This is a genomic window from Streptomyces sp. CB01201 (genome assembly GCF_002803085.1).
Classification (GTDB): domain Bacteria; phylum Actinomycetota; class Actinomycetes; order Streptomycetales; family Streptomycetaceae; genus Streptomyces; species Streptomyces hundungensis.
In genome coordinates, this window is the sequence record NZ_NNBJ01000001.1 from 747566 (window position 1) to 763771 (window position 16206).

Annotated in this window: 15 protein-coding genes and 1 riboswitch; of the genes, 12 read left to right on the plus strand and 3 right to left on the minus strand. The window is 71.4% G+C overall.

Annotation, left to right across the window (positions count from 1 at the left end; all coding sequences use genetic code 11):
* The first annotated feature begins 227 nt into the window (after window positions 1–227).
* The 8 genes from CG740_RS03390 (at window position 228) to CG740_RS03425 (ending at window position 7048) form a co-directional block, all read left to right on the plus strand.
* Complete coding sequence (locus tag CG740_RS03390) at window positions 228–2123, plus strand: bifunctional metallophosphatase/5'-nucleotidase (protein WP_324901038.1); 1896 nt, start codon at window positions 228–230, stop codon at window positions 2121–2123.
* Between the two features lie 182 nt (window positions 2124–2305).
* Complete coding sequence (locus tag CG740_RS03395; protein ID WP_376208766.1) at window positions 2306–3541, plus strand: SLC13 family permease; 1236 nt, start codon at window positions 2306–2308, stop codon at window positions 3539–3541.
* 9 nt (window positions 3542–3550) lie between these two features.
* On the plus strand, window positions 3551–4048 hold the full coding sequence (locus CG740_RS03400) for a universal stress protein (RefSeq protein WP_100573339.1): 498 nt from the start codon (window positions 3551–3553) through the stop codon (window positions 4046–4048).
* Between the two features lie 205 nt (window positions 4049–4253).
* A complete protein-coding gene (crcB, locus tag CG740_RS03405; protein ID WP_100573340.1) occupies window positions 4254–4745 on the plus strand; it encodes a fluoride efflux transporter CrcB in 492 nt (163 codons plus the stop codon).
* Window positions 4742–5098: a DUF190 domain-containing protein gene (locus CG740_RS03410; RefSeq protein WP_100573341.1), complete on the plus strand. Its 357-nt coding sequence runs from the start codon at window positions 4742–4744 to the stop codon at window positions 5096–5098. Before crcB (CG740_RS03405) ends, CG740_RS03410 begins: the two co-directional genes overlap by 4 nt.
* Window positions 5095–5469 (plus strand): fluoride efflux transporter CrcB, encoded by a 375-nt coding sequence (gene crcB / locus CG740_RS03415; RefSeq protein WP_100573342.1) that lies wholly within the window; start codon window positions 5095–5097, stop codon window positions 5467–5469. The genes CG740_RS03410 and crcB (CG740_RS03415) overlap by 4 nt, the downstream gene beginning before the upstream one ends.
* 193 nt (window positions 5470–5662) lie before the next feature.
* Window positions 5663–6280 carry a phosphatase PAP2 family protein gene (locus CG740_RS03420; RefSeq protein ID WP_100573343.1) on the plus strand — a complete coding sequence of 206 codons (618 nt, stop codon included), beginning with the start codon at window positions 5663–5665 and terminating at the stop codon, window positions 6278–6280.
* Between the two features lie 84 nt (window positions 6281–6364).
* Window positions 6365–7048 carry a hypothetical protein gene (locus tag CG740_RS03425; RefSeq protein WP_100573344.1) on the plus strand — a complete coding sequence of 228 codons (684 nt, stop codon included), beginning with the start codon at window positions 6365–6367 and terminating at the stop codon, window positions 7046–7048.
* A 96-nt stretch (window positions 7049–7144) separates the two neighbouring features.
* On the opposite strand, the gene CG740_RS03430 is transcribed toward CG740_RS03425, so the two are convergent.
* Window positions 7145–7768, minus strand: a complete 624-nt coding sequence (locus CG740_RS03430; protein ID WP_100573345.1) for an RraA family protein — start codon at window positions 7766–7768, stop codon at window positions 7145–7147.
* Between the two features lie 653 nt (window positions 7769–8421).
* Window positions 8422–8605: riboswitch (cyclic di-AMP (ydaO/yuaA leader) on the plus strand.
* Between the two features lie 3 nt (window positions 8606–8608).
* Here CG740_RS03430 and CG740_RS03435 point away from each other — a divergent pair.
* The 3 genes from CG740_RS03435 (at window position 8609) to CG740_RS40695 (ending at window position 12434) form a co-directional block, all read left to right on the plus strand.
* Complete coding sequence (locus tag CG740_RS03435) at window positions 8609–9373, plus strand: transglycosylase SLT domain-containing protein (RefSeq protein WP_100573346.1); 765 nt, start codon at window positions 8609–8611, stop codon at window positions 9371–9373.
* A 316-nt stretch (window positions 9374–9689) separates the two neighbouring features.
* Window positions 9690–10127, plus strand: a complete 438-nt coding sequence (locus CG740_RS03440) for an STAS domain-containing protein (protein WP_100573347.1) — start codon at window positions 9690–9692, stop codon at window positions 10125–10127.
* 117 nt (window positions 10128–10244) lie between these two features.
* Window positions 10245–12434 (plus strand): eCIS core domain-containing protein, encoded by a 2190-nt coding sequence (locus CG740_RS40695; protein WP_442802795.1) that lies wholly within the window; start codon window positions 10245–10247, stop codon window positions 12432–12434.
* A 138-nt stretch (window positions 12435–12572) separates the two neighbouring features.
* Here CG740_RS40695 and CG740_RS03450 read toward each other — a convergent pair whose 3' ends face one another.
* Window positions 12573–13283 carry an HAD family hydrolase gene (locus tag CG740_RS03450; RefSeq protein ID WP_100573348.1) on the minus strand — a complete coding sequence of 237 codons (711 nt, stop codon included), beginning with the start codon at window positions 13281–13283 and terminating at the stop codon, window positions 12573–12575.
* 140 nt (window positions 13284–13423) lie between these two features.
* Entirely contained in the window at window positions 13424–14422 is a 999-nt protein-coding gene (locus tag CG740_RS03455; protein WP_100573349.1) for an ETX/MTX2 family pore-forming toxin, read from the minus strand.
* 157 nt (window positions 14423–14579) lie between these two features.
* On the opposite strand from CG740_RS03455, the gene CG740_RS03460 reads away from it, so the two are divergent.
* Complete coding sequence (locus CG740_RS03460; protein WP_159030213.1) at window positions 14580–16193, plus strand: adenosine deaminase; 1614 nt, start codon at window positions 14580–14582, stop codon at window positions 16191–16193.
* Window positions 16194–16206 lie beyond the last annotated feature (13 nt).

Consider the following 16206-nt stretch of genomic DNA (forward strand, 5'->3'; position numbering starts at 1 on the left):
GCTTGAGTGGGACATGTTGGCGACCCGGATTTCGGCGCCCTTGGTCCGGCGGCGTGTCGAGGGTTCGGCCATCTCGCCGTGTTGTATTCCTTGTGCCCGCAATCGGCGGATTCGTGTCACGCAGTTCTTCGGGCCGCCAGGTGGGGAGCCGGAACACCGCTCCCGGCATGGCCGCATAGCTTTCGAATGAGGGAGTCGAAATGTGGGGCGTGGGTCGACGGAGCTTCATGACCGTGGCGGGATCACTGGCGACGATGGCGGCGACCGGCACCTCGGCGCTGGCCAGCGGACACGCGCGTGACGCCGAGACCGCCACCGAGTACGTGGACGTACAACTGCTCAGCATCACCGACCTGCACGGATACCTGGCGGGACCGCCCGCGAGCGACGCCGTCATCACGGGCGCGGGCGGCGAACAGTTCACCGTCGGCGGCGTGCCCTACCTGGCCACGCACCTCAAGAACCTCCGGGCCGGCCGCACCAACACGCTGTTCTTCGGACAGGGCGACCTGTTCTCCGGCTGGGCGTGGCCGGCCGAGTCGCTGGCCGACGAGCCCACCATCGAGGCGCTCAACCGGATGAAGCTCGACTTCTCGACCGCCGGGAACCATGAGTTCGACCGCACCCCCGGATTCCTGATCAACCACATGGAACACGGCAGACCGTACGCCGGAGCGGGCTGGACGAACAGTTTCCCCGACTCCACCGGAAGGACCTTCCCCGGCGCGAACTTCCGTTACTACTCGGCCAACATGCTGTGGGGGAATACGGGAAAGACCGTTCTCCCGCCGATGAATGTCGAATGGGTCCAGGGGGCGAACGGCAAGCGCCTTCCGATCGGATTCATTCACCTGACCGTCACCGGCACCGACACCGGTTCCACGAGTTTCCAGACCGCACTGCGCATGACCGAGGAGCTGGCGACCGCGAACCGCTGTGCGGCACTGCTCAAGGCGCAGGGAGTCAACGCCATCGTGCTCAGCATGCACGACGGGGCGGTCGCCGGCAGCGACTTCAACAGCGGGAGCAACCCCTCGGGCCCGGCCTACGACCTGGCGCTCGCCGTCTCGTCCGACATCGACGCGATCGTCACCGGGCACTGGCACTACGCGTTCAACATGATGGTCCCCGACCCCTCCGGCAAGCCGCGCCCGTTCGTCGAGGCCGGCTGCCACGCGCAGATCATCAACGAGATCAACCTGCGCCTCGACCCGGTGACGGGCGAGGTCGTGCGGGAGCTGACCACCTCGACCAACCACCCCAACACCCATGACGTGACGCCCGACCCGGACCTCAAGGAGACGTCCGACTACTGGACGGGGTACGCCAACAACCGCGGCAACACCCGCATCGGTCGCCAGACGGCCTCGTTCACCCGGAGCCTGAACAGCTTCGGCGAGAGCACGATGGGCAACCTCACCGCCGACTGGGCGCTGTGGGCCGGGGGACAGCCGCTGGACCCCTTCGACACGGGCAACATCTATCCGAACGTGCCCGCCCAGCTCGCCCTGATCGCGATCGCCCCGCGCCAGGGCTCCTGCGTCATCAACGGCGACCTCACCATCGACGCGACCATGCAGGGCGCCGTCTCCTACCGCAAGGCGTTCAACGCGGTGGGCTACGGGGACCCGATCGTCACGACCACCGTCACCGGTCAGGTCATCCACGACACGCTGGAACAGCAGTGGAAGATGAAGGGGACCGTGCTCACCTACGCGCCCCTGGCCGTGTCGCACAACGTGCGCTACACCTTCGACGCCGCCGGGGCGGTGGGCAACCGGGTGGCCCCGGCCGATGTCCTCATCGACGGCACCCCGCTCGACCCGAAGGCCTCGTACCGGATCGCCGTCACGGCGTACACACTGATCGGCGCGGACGACTACCCGGCGCTGCTCACCCACTCCCAAGCGGTCCGCCACACCCGGGACTTCGAGAGCTTCATCGCCTACGTGCAGAGCCAGGCCGTCCTCACCCCGGCCCCCCTCGGCCGGGTCACCGCGCGCAACGCCGAGGCGCTGCGCGCTCAGACGGGCCAGCTGCTCCCGGTGCCCCGGACGCGCAGCGCCGACGCCGGGCCCCGGGTCGCCTCGGCCGGAACGGACGGCGGCGAAGGCCGCTGCTGACCGGCGCGCCACTTCCTCCTCCGCGCGGCGGTCGCACGGGGGAGGAGGAGGCGACGACTCACCCCGCCGGAGGTCACTCGGCGACGAGCGACGCGTAGGGTCGTCGTGGTGGTGTGGCAAGGGGCCCACCACCGCGATCGCCCGTTGCCCGGAGGCCGAACCTGAGTACCGTCACCGCCGAGATCGTGTCGGCCGTCCTCCTGATCGGCGTGCTCGCCTTCGCCGTGGTGCGCCCCCGCAACTGGCCGGAAGCCGTGGCCGCACTTCCGGCGGCCGCGCTCGTGGTCGGGCTCGGCGCGGTCTCGCCCGCCGAGGCCTGGCAGCAGACCCGCGATCTGCTGCCGGTGGTCGGATTCCTCGCCGCCGTCCTCGTACTGGCCCAACTCTGCGACGACGACGGGCTGTTCGCGGCCACCGGTGACTTCGTGGCCCGGGTCTGCGGCAGCAGCGCCCAGCGTCTGCTCGGCGGGATCTTCGCCGTCGCCGCCGTCATCACCGCCGTGCTCAGCCTGGACGCGACCGTCGTGCTGCTCACCCCCGTGGTGTTCGCGACGGCCGCCCGCGCCGGGGTCCGGGCCCGCCCGCATGTGTACGCGACCGCGCACCTGGCGAACTCGGCCTCCCTGCTGCTGCCCGTCTCCAACCTCACCAACCTGCTCGCCCTCGCGGCCAGCGGGCTCACCTTCACCCGGTTCGCGGCACTGATGGCCCTGCCGTGGCTCGCGGCCATCGCCGTGGAGTACGCAATCTTCCGGGCCTTCTTCCGCAGCGATCTGGCCGCCCGGCCGAGCGGCGGGCGCGCGCGGGACAACACCCCGATGCCCGTGTTCACACTGGTGGTCCTCGCGCTGACGCTCGCCGGGTTCGCCGTCACCTCGTTCGCGGGTCTGAGCCCGGCCTGGGCCGCGCTCGCCGGCGCGCTCGTCCTCGCCGCGCGCGGCCTGGCCCGGCGCCGCACGACGCCGCGCGCACTCGTCGGCTCGGCCGGCCTCCCGTTCTGCCTGTTCGTGCTCGGCCTCGGCATCGTCGTCAAGGCCGTCGTCGACAACGGTCTCGGCACCGCCATCGGCCATCTGCTGCCCGACGGCGACTCGCTGCCCGCCCTGCTCGCCGTCGTCGTGGTCGCCGCGGTCCTGTCGAACCTCATCAACAACCTGCCCGCCGTGCTCGCCCTGCTCCCCGTCGCCGCCCCGGGCGGCCCGGGGCCGGTCCTGGCCGTGCTCATCGGCGTCAACCTGGGCCCCAATCTCACCTACGTCGGCTCGCTGGCCACCCTGTTGTGGCGGCGCATCCTGCACGAGCACGACGACGCGCCGGAACTCGGGCACTTCACCCGCCTCGGTCTGCTCACGGTTCCCGCCACACTGGTCGCGTCGACCGCCGCGCTGTGGGCGGCGCTGCACACGATCGGAGGCTGACCGCATTCCATGAGCGTCATCATCTGGATCACCGAGGGCACCTGGCCCGCTTGCGTGGATGCCGCCCGCGAGCACACCGCCGCGGACGACGACCTCGTACTCCTGCACGTCACCGACGACACCGTGGCCGAGGCCGCGCACGGGGCCTTCGCCGGACTGCTCGGACGAGGCCACCGCGAACGCGATCCCGGCACCCGCCTCGAAGACCTCTCCCGGGCCGCCGTCGACGACCTCTTCGCCGACGCCGAGCAGCGCCTGGGCCGCCCGGCCCGCCGCCTGGAGGTGACCGGCCGCGCCGAGCAGCGGGTCGTCCGCGCGGCGGAAGGCGCCGACCTGCTGGTCTGCGCCCGCGACGGCGACCGCGGCCATCTCGGGCCCCGCAGCCTCGGCCCGGCCACCCGGTTCGTCGTGGACCACGCGCCCTGCCCGATCCTGCTGGTCTGGCCCGATACGGTCCCCGGCCTCGGCTCCCTGCCGCCGCCACCGCCCGAGCCCCCGCGGAGCTGACCCGCGCCCGGTGCGGGGCCGGTTGGCGGGCGGCCGAAGCCGGGCGCTAGCCTGGGGGAAGCGGTGCTGACCGGTGGCGACAAGCCGAACGGGCCACCGCGCGGCGGTGGGGCCCGCCGTACCCGAACCGCGGCATCCGCGCCGCCAACGGTCCCTACTTGCGAGCGCATGCGCCCGGGTCGGGTGCCCAGCAGGTAGGAGAGGTATGTCCGAGCGAGCCCACGAGGCGGGGGCGGCCACCCAGCCCACCGACCCCGACATCGACCTGGCCGTGCCGGCTCAGCGCCTTGAGGCCGCGCGCGGTCTCGGCCCGGTCGTCGCGGTGGTGGCGCTCGGCGGAGCGATCGGCGCCAGTGCCCGTTACGGGGCTTCGCTCCTGTGGACCACCCCGTCAGGGTCCTTCCCGTGGACGACGCTGCTGGTGAACGCCCTGGGCTGCGCGGTCATCGGGATCTTCATGGTGGTGATCACCGAGGTGCGGCCCGTGCACAGGCTGGTGCGCCCCTTCTTCGGCACCGGTGTCCTCGGCGGATTCACCACCTTCTCGACGTACGCCGTCGACATCCAGAAGCTCCTCTCCGCCGGGCGGCCCCTCACCGCCTGCGCCTATCTGGCCCTGACCCTGTTCGCGGCGCTCGCGGCGGTGGCGAGCGCGGTGTGGCTGACCCGACGGGTCCTCGTACGGAGGCAGCGATGACAGCGACGACCAGACCGACCGGACGCGCCCTGCGGGCGACGGTCCTCATCGGCGAGAGCGACCTGTGGCACCACAGGCCCGTCTACACCGAGATCGTGCACCGGGCCCACGCGGCCGGGCTCGCCGGCGCCAGTGTGTTCCGCGGCATCGAGGGCTTCGGCGCCTCCTCACTGGTCCACACCCAGCGCCTCCTCTCGCTCAGCGAGGACATGCCCGTAGCGGTCGTCATCGTGGACGACGAGGAGCGCGTACGTGCCTTCCTGCCCCAGCTCGACGAGCTGGTCACCGAAGGCCTGGTGATGCTCGACGACTGCGAGGTCGTCCGCCACGTCGGCCGGGAGGCCGCCAAGTGAGCTGGATCTACGTGGTGTTGGGGGCGGCGATCGGCGCGCCCCTGCGCTTCCTCACCGACCTGGCCGTGCAGAAGCGGCACGACAGCGTCTTCCCCTGGGGCACCTTCACCGTCAACGTCGTCGGCTGTCTGATCCTGGGCACGCTCACCGGCGCGGTCACCGCGGGCGCCGCCTCCTCGTCCGTGCAGCTGTTCCTCGGCACGGGGCTCTGCGGGGCGCTGACCACGTACTCGACCTTCTCGTACGAGACGCTCCGGCTCGCCGAGGACGGGGCGAGGTTCTACGCGGCGGCCAACGTCGTGGTGAGCGTGGTGGCCGGGCTCGGTGCGGTCTTCGCCGGGGTGGGGCTCGCCGGGGCGCTCTGGGGCTGAGGCCCGGCACGACGGCGGAGCCGGCGATCGATCCGTCCGGCGCCCGTGACGAGGCGGCCCGCGGACACGCGCAACCAATCCGGACCTTCTGGCGTCTACACGGCTGTAGTCGTTAATGTTCCGCTCGCCGGGCCGTCACCCAGAGGGCCGCCGCACGCCCCGCCCCGTTCGATCCACCGGAGAACCGCATCCCATGACCAGTCCCACCCCCACGCCCCAGGCCCTGGACGGCGCGTCCATCGACGGCGGCCTGTACGGCGACATCACGGACTTCGCCCGGCACACGCACTGGCTGAACGGGCCCGTGTTCGCCTACACCAGCTACGGCGTCGCCCTGTTCGCGGTGCTCATGCTGGCCGGGTGGTGGATCGCCCGGCGCAAGGACGCCTCCGTGATGGCCGCGGCCCTGTCCGCGCCGATCGCGGTGGTCCTGGCATACGTGGTGAACGACGCCGTCAAGTCGGTGTTCACGGAACCGCGGCCGTGCCGGGCCCTGCCGCACGACTTCCTGATCGAGAAGTGCCCGCCCGTGAACGACTACGCCTTCCCCAGCAACCACACCACGGTGGCCGCCGCCGCGGCCGTGGCGTTGTTCCTCGTCGACCGGCGCCTCGGCGCGATCGCCGCCCTCGCCGCGCTCCTGATGGCCGCGTCCCGGGTCTACGTCGGCGCGCACTACCCGCACGACGTACTGGTCGCCCTCGTGGTCGGCGGCGTGGTGGCCCTCGCGGTGACATGGTCGGCGCGGCGGTACGCGGCCCCGCTCGTCTCGCGGCTGCGCGGCGGCGCCCTCAAGCCCCTGCTCGCCTGAACCGCGCGCGGGCCGGCGGCGTTTCTCGTACGCGTGGGCGTGGGCCGGTGTCCAGGGCGGCTTAGAACACCTAGGGTCGGCGGCATGCTGCGAATCGTCGATGAACTCGCCGGCCCCGGCCCCTTGCGCATCTGCGCCCACGCACCCGCCGACGGCGAGCCCGGCACCGCGCTGCGGGTGCTCCTGATGGCGGATGTTCTGGCGCGCGTCGTCGAGCAGCGCGGCCGGGCGGCCCTCATCGGCTGGACCGGCCCCGAGCAGCAGGTGGCCGCCGCCGGAATCCGGCCGCCCGACGCCGAGGGGGACCCGGAGAGCATCGCCGAGGCACTCGGCGGGCTGCCCGGGGTCCAGCTCAGCAGCGGGACGTACGAAGGGGCCGGTGTCGCCGGACTCCAGATCGGTGCGGCCGTGCTGCCCCCGCTCGACGGCCTCGACCTGCTGGCCGTACGCCTGCTGCTGCTCAGCCGGCCCTACGAGGAACCGGTCTCGGTGACGGCCGAACAGGTCGACGAGGCGGCGCGTGCGATGGCCCGCTGGCGGCGGGCCGTCGCGGACTGGGCCACGCACCCCTCGAAGCCGATCCCCGCCGACCTCAAGAGCACGGCCCGTACCGCCCTGGACAACCGGCTCGACACCGCCGCCGTACTGCGCCTCCTGCACGATCTCGCGACGTCCGACGAGGTGCCACCGGGCGCCAAGTTCGAGACCATGTCGCATCTGGACCGTGTGCTCGGCCTCGAACTCGTCCGCGAGGTCGGCACGGTGTGAACCCGGCGGCCGGGCTCACCCGTGAGGTCGGCACGGGGCGAACCGGCGGCCGCGGTCACCCGCCAACCCGCCCCGAGAGCACGGTGGTTGGCGGGCTCAGCCCTCGAAGCCGCCTTCGCGCAGGGCCCTGTCGATGCGGTCGCGGTGGGCCTCCTCCCACGCGTCGAGGGATTGGGCGGCCTCCTTGGCCAGCTTCTGCCGGGCCGCCGCGAGCACCTGCTCCGCCCGGGCGCGCGGGCTGACCACGACGCCCTCCTCGTCCGCGACCACCACATCACCGGCGTTCACGAGCACGCCGCCGCAGCGCACCGGCTCGTTGAGCGGGGCCACGGCCTCCTTGGTGCCGGGGACGGGGATGACGCCCCGGGCGAAGACGGGGAAGCCGGCCTCACGGACCTCGGCGAGGTCACGGATCACCCCGTCGACCACGAAGGCCGCGATACCCCGGCGCTGGGCCACGGCGCACACATTGCCGCCGGCGAGGGCGTAGTCCAGATCGCCCGACTCCACGACGACGACCGAACCGGGCTCGGCCCGGTAAATGGCCGCGTGCAGCATGAGGTTGTCACCGGCCGGACAGCGCACGGTGAATGCGGGCCCGGCCACACGAGGCGTCGGGGACCACAGCGGGCGAATTCCGATATCCATGACCTGTCGGCGTCCCACGACGTCGGCGAGCGTCGTCGGGGGAATGTCCTTGAATTCGCTGAAGTCGTTCATTCTCTTCCTCACGGTTGGCAGTTGACGACTGCTTATTCTTTTTCGTGCCGGCCGCCGGTCGGCCGGCACGGGATTGACGGGACGTGACGGGGCTTGCGCGACCCGCGAGTTGGACGGCAGGGGCGGGGCTCGATGTCGTGAGAGGCGCGGGGAGCCGGGCGGTGGGCCGCGCGCCATTCGGAGAAGAGTGCGTTGGTCACCACTTCGCCTCTCTGTCGGCTCCCGCTACCGGCCCCATGTCCCACGCCCTCTTCCGGGTCGGTGATCATGATCCCCGACCGGGGTGCAGGGGGCGCGTGTGCCGCCGCACACCGAGGATGGGGCCACCCTCTGCGTCCGTAATGTCCCTATTGAAAGGTAATGCGCGCAGGCCGGCGCGCCGCGAAAATGTCCAAATTAGGGCTAATGGGTGGGACTCGCCTTGTTTATCGCCGGCCCCGGCGGTTGCGTCATCGGCGAGTGAATTGGGTCACGCGGGGCCTGTTGGCCCCGCAGGGCCCCTGCGGGGCATTTCGGTGCAGCCGAAAGCGAGTTGAGGGTGCGCGGTGAACCGCCCGGCTCGGGAGAATTCGAGTTGATCTATATCCGCGATCATCATTCGTGAATTCCCGCCTTGTTTCCGTCGGGGCTATTCGTCTACGTTCACCGTCAATCCGGAAGGAACGCCGAATCCTGCCGCCGTCCGGAGCCGCCCAGACACGTACGGCAGGAGCGGGGGACCCAGGTAAGCCGCCGATCCGGATTCCGGACCGGCTGGGGTGAAGTCGCGTGCATCGCGGCCGGACAGCTCCCGTCCGAACCCGACAGCTCACCTCGTAGGCGACGGAGAGGAAATACACCATGCCTGCAAAGGGCAAGCACCGCCGTCCCAAGTCCCGCTCGTTCTCCCGGGGCCTCGCCGTCGCGAGCACCGGCGGCGCGGTTCTGGCCATGCCGGTGATCGGCGCGACCACGGCCTCCGCGGCCCCCGCGGCGGTCCACTCCGCCGTGGCCCAGCCGGTCACGGCGGTGAAGGCGGCCCCCACCAGCTACGCCGTCGTCGACGGGGACTCGCTGGCCAAGATCGCCGACGCGCTCAACGTGAGCGGCGGCTGGAAGCAGCTCTACCAGGACAACCAGAGCGTCATCGGCGGCAACCCCGCGCTGATCCGCCCCGGCATGAAGCTCACCCTCGGCGCCCCCGCGGCGACCACCGCCCGCGACGCCTCCGCCGCCCGCGCGGACCGCTCGGCCCGGACGACCGACCTCACCGCGACCGCCACCGTGGCCAGCGCCACCACGTACGCGAACAACCTGGACGGCTGGATCAGGCAGTCGCTGGCCATCATGGCCCAGCACGGCATCCCGGGCAGCTACGACGGCATCTACCGCAATGTGATGCGGGAGTCCTCGGGCAACCCGATGGCCATCAACAACTGGGACTCCAACGCCGTGGCCGGAACCCCCTCCAAGGGACTCCTCCAGGTCATCCAGCCCACCTTCGCCGCCTTCCACGTGCCGGGCACCTCCACGGACCTGTACGACCCGATCGCCAACATCACCGCGGCCTGCAACTACGCCGCGAAGACCTACGGCTCGATCGACAACGTCTTCGGGGCCTACTGACGGTCCTCGCGGCCGGACACTCTCGCGGTGACGGGAGCGCCCGGCCGTGCCGCACCTCACGCGGCCCCCAGCGCGCGCCCGGCCTTCCCATCGGCCGGGCGCCGCGCCGTTTTTGGCCCCGGACGGCCCTGGAGAAGTGTCCGAACAGGGGGCGGCGCAAATTTCGTTCACCCTCCGGGGTGAACAAATCGAAGGCTGGACGTTTCTGCACGCGCGCCAGTTCCTAGGGTGCTAGTGCGTCACCCCGGACCACGGTGACTGTCCGACTACCGAGGACTCCCGCACCGCGGGGGTCCGTTCTGGACCGGGAGCTGCCATGGGTTCCACCGTTCGGCCGTCCGTCTCGGCGCCCGTGCCCCTTCCGCCGGGGCTGCTGCCGGACCTGAGCCGCCACGCCCGCACGTATCTGATGCGCGGCTTCACGGTCGTCGAGGTGCACGGCACCGTCGACCTGGTGACCGCGCCCGATGTGCAGCTCCACCTGGACGCGGCCACCCGGCCGGCCGGCGCGCGGGTGATCGTGGACCTGCGGCCGGTGGACTTCTTCGACTGTGCCGTCCTCACCCAGCTCTGCCGGGCCCGCCGCAGGATCCGGGAGCGTGCGGGGCACCTCGGCGTGGTCTGCGTACGGCCGTGGCATCTGCGTGTCCTCGCGGCGGCCCGCCTCGATACGGTCCTGCGGCCGGCCGAATCCATCGAAGAGGCCGCCCTCGCCGCCCTGGCCCGGTCGGGCCCGGACGTCAACCCGCGCTGAACCGGGCGCGGTTGGGGCCCTTGCCCTCACCGCTGCCCTTTCGTACCTTCACCCCTGCCGCCACGGCTGATATGCACATACAGCCCGGCATCACGCTTCACCACCTAAGGGGTTCACGTGCACGCGCAGGACAGGCAGCAGGGCCGAGCTGTCACGCCCGGCGGACCCGTTTCGCGGGCCGGAGACAGGAGCGGGAGCGAGCGCGGGGGAGCGGCGGCAGGCGGCGGAGGGCTCGGCGCGGCCCAGTTGCTCGCGCTCCAGCGGTCCGCGGGGAACGCCGCGGTGGCCGGCCTGATGGCCAGGGGCGAGGCGACCGTACAGCGCTCGGCCGTGCACGAGGTGCTGCGCGGATCCGGGCAGCCCCTCGACTCCGAGGTGCGGGCCGACATGGAGTCCCGGCTCGGCGCCGACTTCGGCGACGTCCGTCTGCACAGCGATGCCGCCGCCCAGCGCTCCGCCGCCGAGATCGGCGCCCGCGCCTACACCTCGGGAAGCCACATCGTGGTCGGGCAGGGCGGCGCCGACCGCCACACCCTCGCCCATGAGCTCACCCACGTCATCCAGCAGCGCCGGGGGCCCGTCGCCGGCACCGACACCGGTGACGGGCTGCGCGTGTCCGACCCCTCGGACTCCTTCGAGCGGGCCGCCGAGGCCAATGCCACCCGGGCGCTCTCCGGGCCCGGCCCCGAAGCGGGCGCCGAGCCCGAGTCCGTCCAGCGCGACTGCGGAACGGCGGGCCACGCACACGGGCAGGGCGCTCCGGTCGTCCAGCGGGCCGTCGGCTTCGAGTTCGAGGCGCAGTGGAACGTCCGCCGGGTCGCGGACCCCGTCGCCGCCAAGGCCGTACAGGAACAACGGGCCGTGGAGCGTGAGCGGTTGCTCGACGCCAAGCTCCTGGACCGCGTCCTGAATCCGTACAGCCCCTATGCGAAGGAGCTGAGCGCCTCGGAGCGGAGCGAGCCGCAGGACGCGCTCAGGGCCCGCTGGTTCGACGGTGAGTACCTCAGCGAGGAGGGTGAACTCCGGCTGAAGAAGACCCAGTTGGGGCCGGACGGCGCGCAGCGCGCGGCGGCCGAGATGAGCCTGATGATCTCCAGTGAGATCTCCGAGGTCCCGCTGGTGGGCGAAAACCTCGGCAAGGGCCGCGGGCCCGACGGTGTGGTGGTGAAGGGCGACAAGTTCGATCTCACCGCGGACGCGAGCCCCTCGGGTGGTTCGAACCTGGAGTGGGTGACCGACCCCCTGAACAACGTCGCCGAGGTCGGGGGCGTCCTCGACCGCATCTCGCGGATGGCCGGTTACCTCAACGGCCGCCAGCGGGACGCGTACATCCCCTCCGAGGACGTCACCGCGGGAGGCGGCACGCCCGAACGGCAGCTGCGCATCTACCCGTTCGGCGGCGCCCTCAAGTTCGCCCCGCAGACCACCGCCGGAGTGCGGCTGGACCGGCTGCCGGATCTGATCGGCTATCTCTCCGACGCCAAGGAGCCCGAGGAGAAGGGCATCGGCGGCGCCGTGCGCGGGGTGTACGGAAAGCTCACCCACACCAAGGAGCGGCGCGCGCAGGCGCAGCGCGACCTCTTCGGCGGCGGCCTCGGCACGCTGCCCGCGGCCAAGGCCGGCGCGGAGCGGGCCGTGGGGGAGTTCGGGGATGCGGCCCCCGAGGGGATCTCCCTGTCGAAGACCGACATCGGGGGTCTCACCGGCCTGGTCATGCACCTCGCCTCCTATGTGCTCGCGGGGGAGGAGCTCCAGGCGGGTGCCAACGCCAAGTCGATCGCGGGCGGTCTCATGGCCCGCACCGACTTCGGCCGCCACTTCGGGCTCCTCGCGGAAGGGGTCCGGGAGTACTTCACCGCCCATCCCGACCACTTCGTCGACCTGGTCCTGTCGGCCGCCAACCGGGAGGGGTCCGGCGGCACCAAGCTCTTCGGGGCCCCCGTGGAGCGGGGCCTGGCGAACGACCGCACGCAGACCGACATCGCCCTGACCCGGTCCCAGTGGCTGCGGGCGATCCCCCAGGGCCACGACCTGCTGAAGAACACGCAGCACCTGACGGCCGAGGAGCGCACCATGGTCGACGACGAGCCGGGTGCGCAGGCGGTCCACAAGTCGCTGGGCGCGCTGGGCGACCAGGACAACCGCACCACCGTCAAGAGCGGCGAGCTGAACCTCATGGTCGCGGAGCTGCGCCGGATGCGGGACGGCGTTCCGGCGGAGGGGCTGAAGCCGCTCGCACTGGCGGCCTTCAAGCTCATCGAGCAGCTGAACGAGGGCAAGAAGCTGAAGTACGCGAAGCGGGCCTGAGGTACCGGCGGGGCCGGCAGCACGCGAGGCGGGCCTGAGGTACCCGCAGGGCCGGGCGGCATCCCGATCGGTGCCGCGCTCCGCCGTCAGGACCGCGAGCCGGCGCTCCGGAGCGGCCGTCGTCCGTACACCGGGCCGTCAACTCGCCTCGTGGCCAGGGTGGTTGAGGTGACGGACCAGCTCGCCGATGTGCGGGATGGTGGCGATGTCCGGGGGCAGCGCCTCCGGCCGGGGCCCCGGCCGGACGAGTACCGCGGACATGCCGTACGCGCGGGGCCCGAGCGCGTCGGTCCGCGCGTTGTCCCCCACGAACAGGATGTCCCCGGCGGGGCACCCCGCCACCCGTGCCACCTCGGCGTAGAAACGCCGGTCGGGCTTGCGGACGCCGAGCGTGCTGGAGAGCACCAGGGCGTCGAAGCAGTGCGCGATACCGGCATCTTGCAGGGTGCCTCGGCGCACCGGTTCGGGCCGGTCCGTATTGGCGGCCAGCACGAGGGACAGACCGCTCGCACGCAGCTCCCGCACCGCGGCGGCCGCTCGCGGATCCACCTCGGCGTCGGGCAGTGCCGCGAACACCGCCTCGGTGGCCAGCCGCAGATCGGGCACGACGGCTCCGCAGTCCTGGGCGGCTCGGCCGAGACGGACGGGGAACAGGGTACGGACGCCCCGGGGCCGGCCGGGTTCCCCCGGCCGGCCGGTGACGGCGTCGAAGCGCGCCGGGAAGTCCGCCGGGATCGCCGCCCCCGGCAGGCCCCGGAGCACGCCCGCGACGAACCGGCCATGCGGAGCCGGGCCGTGGCCCGCCAGGGTGCCGACGAAATCGAGCGCGAGTACGCGCGTCCGCGCCATGGGGCCGCCCCTTTCCCGGGATCGGCCCCACCTTACTGAGCGGCCGCACGAAATTCGTCCGCGATTGCGCGCGCCGGTCCCGCGGCCACCGGAATCGCCGCACGCACCATGGAGAATCCGATGGATGCTCAGAAGGGAGTTCAGTGCCCAAAAACGGCTGCTCGTTCTCCGTTCGGGGTGAGCGGAATGGGAATCGTTCGGGATTCGGCAGTGCGGGAACGGCCGCCGTTCAGTGGTTTCTGATCGGCATTCACATTCAGGGACACGCCCTGGCCGCCACTGAAGGTGCCGCTCGCGAAGGCGTGCACCCCGCCCGAGACGACCTCGTATCCCGGGGTGTCGATGATCTGGTGGTCCCGGCAGTCCCGGAACACCTGCTCGACGGGAACGAACCACAGCCAGTGGCGGTCCCCGTCCTGATTGAGGTCGACCTTCTCGTTGAACCAGATCGCGACATTCCCCCGCAGGGTGACGGTGGCCGTCCAGTCGATGTCGTATGTCTGGGTGCCGACCACCAGCGTCGCCTCCACCACCGACTTGGGGGGAATGCGCAGCGGCAGGTCGACGCTCCAGTTCTGCGTCTCCTTGTGGGTGTACTCCTGGGTGGACGACAGACTCGCCTCGATGGACGTCGTCTCGCTGACCTTGGCGACCGCCGGAATCTCGGCCGACACCTCCACCGTCACGCCGATCTTCAGCGACTCCGTGACCGAGATCCGCAGATCCTGCTCGGTGGTCTTGCTCTGCTTGTAGGTGACGGTCTGTTCCACCGCAGTTCCGTTGCGGTAATTCGTGGCTACCGAACTGACCTGCCCCGGAACGGGGGAGGGGGCATTCGCGTCGTAAATGATGTCCTGGTACTTCGCCGCCACCTGATGACGGTGGTAGTCGTCGAGGAAGCTCTGCTTCCCGTAGTCGGTGGACGCGGTGAACCGGCAGCCGTTCGAGGCGGGAAAGCGTTGGCGGGCCATCCAGTTGCCCCACGCGTCCGTTATCTCCTGAAGCGGCCGGCCCGATGTTTTCGAGCCACCTTTCCCGGGTGCGGCATGTGCCGCCGAGCCGACGGACAGGGGAATGGCCGAGGCGAGGGTGACGACGGGCGCGACAGCGAGCAGACGTCGTCGGGATACATGACTCATCGGCGGAGGGGCCTTTCGTTCCATCTTGTACGAAACGGTCAACTTCCTTGACAGGCCATGCAATCCACTGACGGACCCGCGGTATAGGGACTTTGGTCCCGACCCCCGTATCAATGAATGAGGGGACGCGAAAGTGAACGAGGAGAGGGAACGGAACATGCGCAAGAGGTACGCGATCCGGTGGCCGGTGCTCGCCGGGGCCACGGCGTTGGGCGTGGCCCTGGGGGCGCTGCCGGCGACGGCCGCGGTCCCGTCGGACGGGCAGGGCGAACGGGGCGGCCAACCGGCATCAGCACAGACCTACTTGGAGCGCATCGCGCATTCTCCGAGCGAACTCAGGAGGTTCCTGGCGGAGTTGCCCAAGGGCGGCGATCTGCACCACCATCTGTCCGGCGCGGTGCGCGCCGAGTCGCTGATCGGGTACGCGGCGAAGGACGGCAAGTGCATCGACACCACGACCTACGTCGTCACGTCCGCCGCCGCCCCCTGCGCGGACGGACAGCGCCCGGCGCGTGACGCGCTGGCGCCCGGGCCGTTCCGGCGCGGCGTCATCGGGGCATGGTCGATGCAGGGTTTCGTCCTGCCGCCCGACGGCGATCCCCAGCCCGGCCACGACCACTTCTTCGACACGTTCGGGAAGTTCCAGGAGGCCACCACCGGGCACGACGCGGACATGCTGGCCGAGGCGGCCCGCGCTTCCGCGAAGGAGCACAGCGGCTATCTGGAGACCCTGATCACCCCCGGGGCCGGCCCGCTGAACCAGCTCGTCGACCGCATCCTGCCGAAGGACCCCGGCCCGGCCGATCTCGCCGCCTTCCACGCCACGCTGACCGCGAACCCGCGGTTCCAGGCGCTGGTCCGGCAAGTGGCGGACGACACCGACCGCACCGTACGCGATGCCCGCAAGCTCCTCGGCTGTGACACCCCCGGCGCACCCGAGGCCTGCCGGGTCGCGATCCGCTTCGACTACCAGGTGCTGCGGGCCCAGGATCCGCGCCACGTCTTCGCCCAGCAGACCCTCGGCTTCGAGCTCGTACGCCACCACCTCGGCGGGGTCGTCGGAGTCAACATGGTGCAGCCGGAGGACGCGCCCGTCGCGCTGCGCGACTACACCCTGCACATGAAGATGGTCCGCTACCTCAAGTCGGTCTCCCCCGAGGTGCGGGTGAGTCTGCACGCGGGCGAACTCGTCGCGGGTCTCAACGGCGTCGGCGGACGCGATCTGACCTTCCACATCAACGAGGCCGTCGGCGTGGCCGGCGCCGACCGGATCGGTCATGGCGTCGACCTCGCCGAGGAGAAGGACCCGCGGGCCCTGGCCGCGCGGATGCGCCGACAGCACGTCCTCGTCGAGGCACCCCTCGTCAGCAACGCCCAGATCCTGCGCGTCAGCGGCGACCGCCACCCGCTGCGCACCTACCTCGACGCGGGCGTCCCGGTCGCGCTGGCCACCGACGACCCGGGCGTCAGCCGCAGCGACCTCACCGCGGTCTTCCAACAGGCCGTCATCGACCAGGGGTTGACCGTCGCCCAGCTGCGCACTCTGGTGCGCGCCTCCCTCGGCCACGCCTTCATCGAGGGGCGCGACCTGTGGCAGGAGCAGGACCGCTACGACGCCTTCGCGAAGCCCTGCGCCCACGACACCCCCGACGCGCACCGGCTGCCCAGCGCCGCCTGCCGCGGCTTCCTGAAGGCCAGCGCCAAGGCGACGGTCCAGTGGAAGCTGGAGGCGGACTGGCGGGACTTCGAGAACCGCTACGCCCACCGCTGAGCCGGGCGGGGAC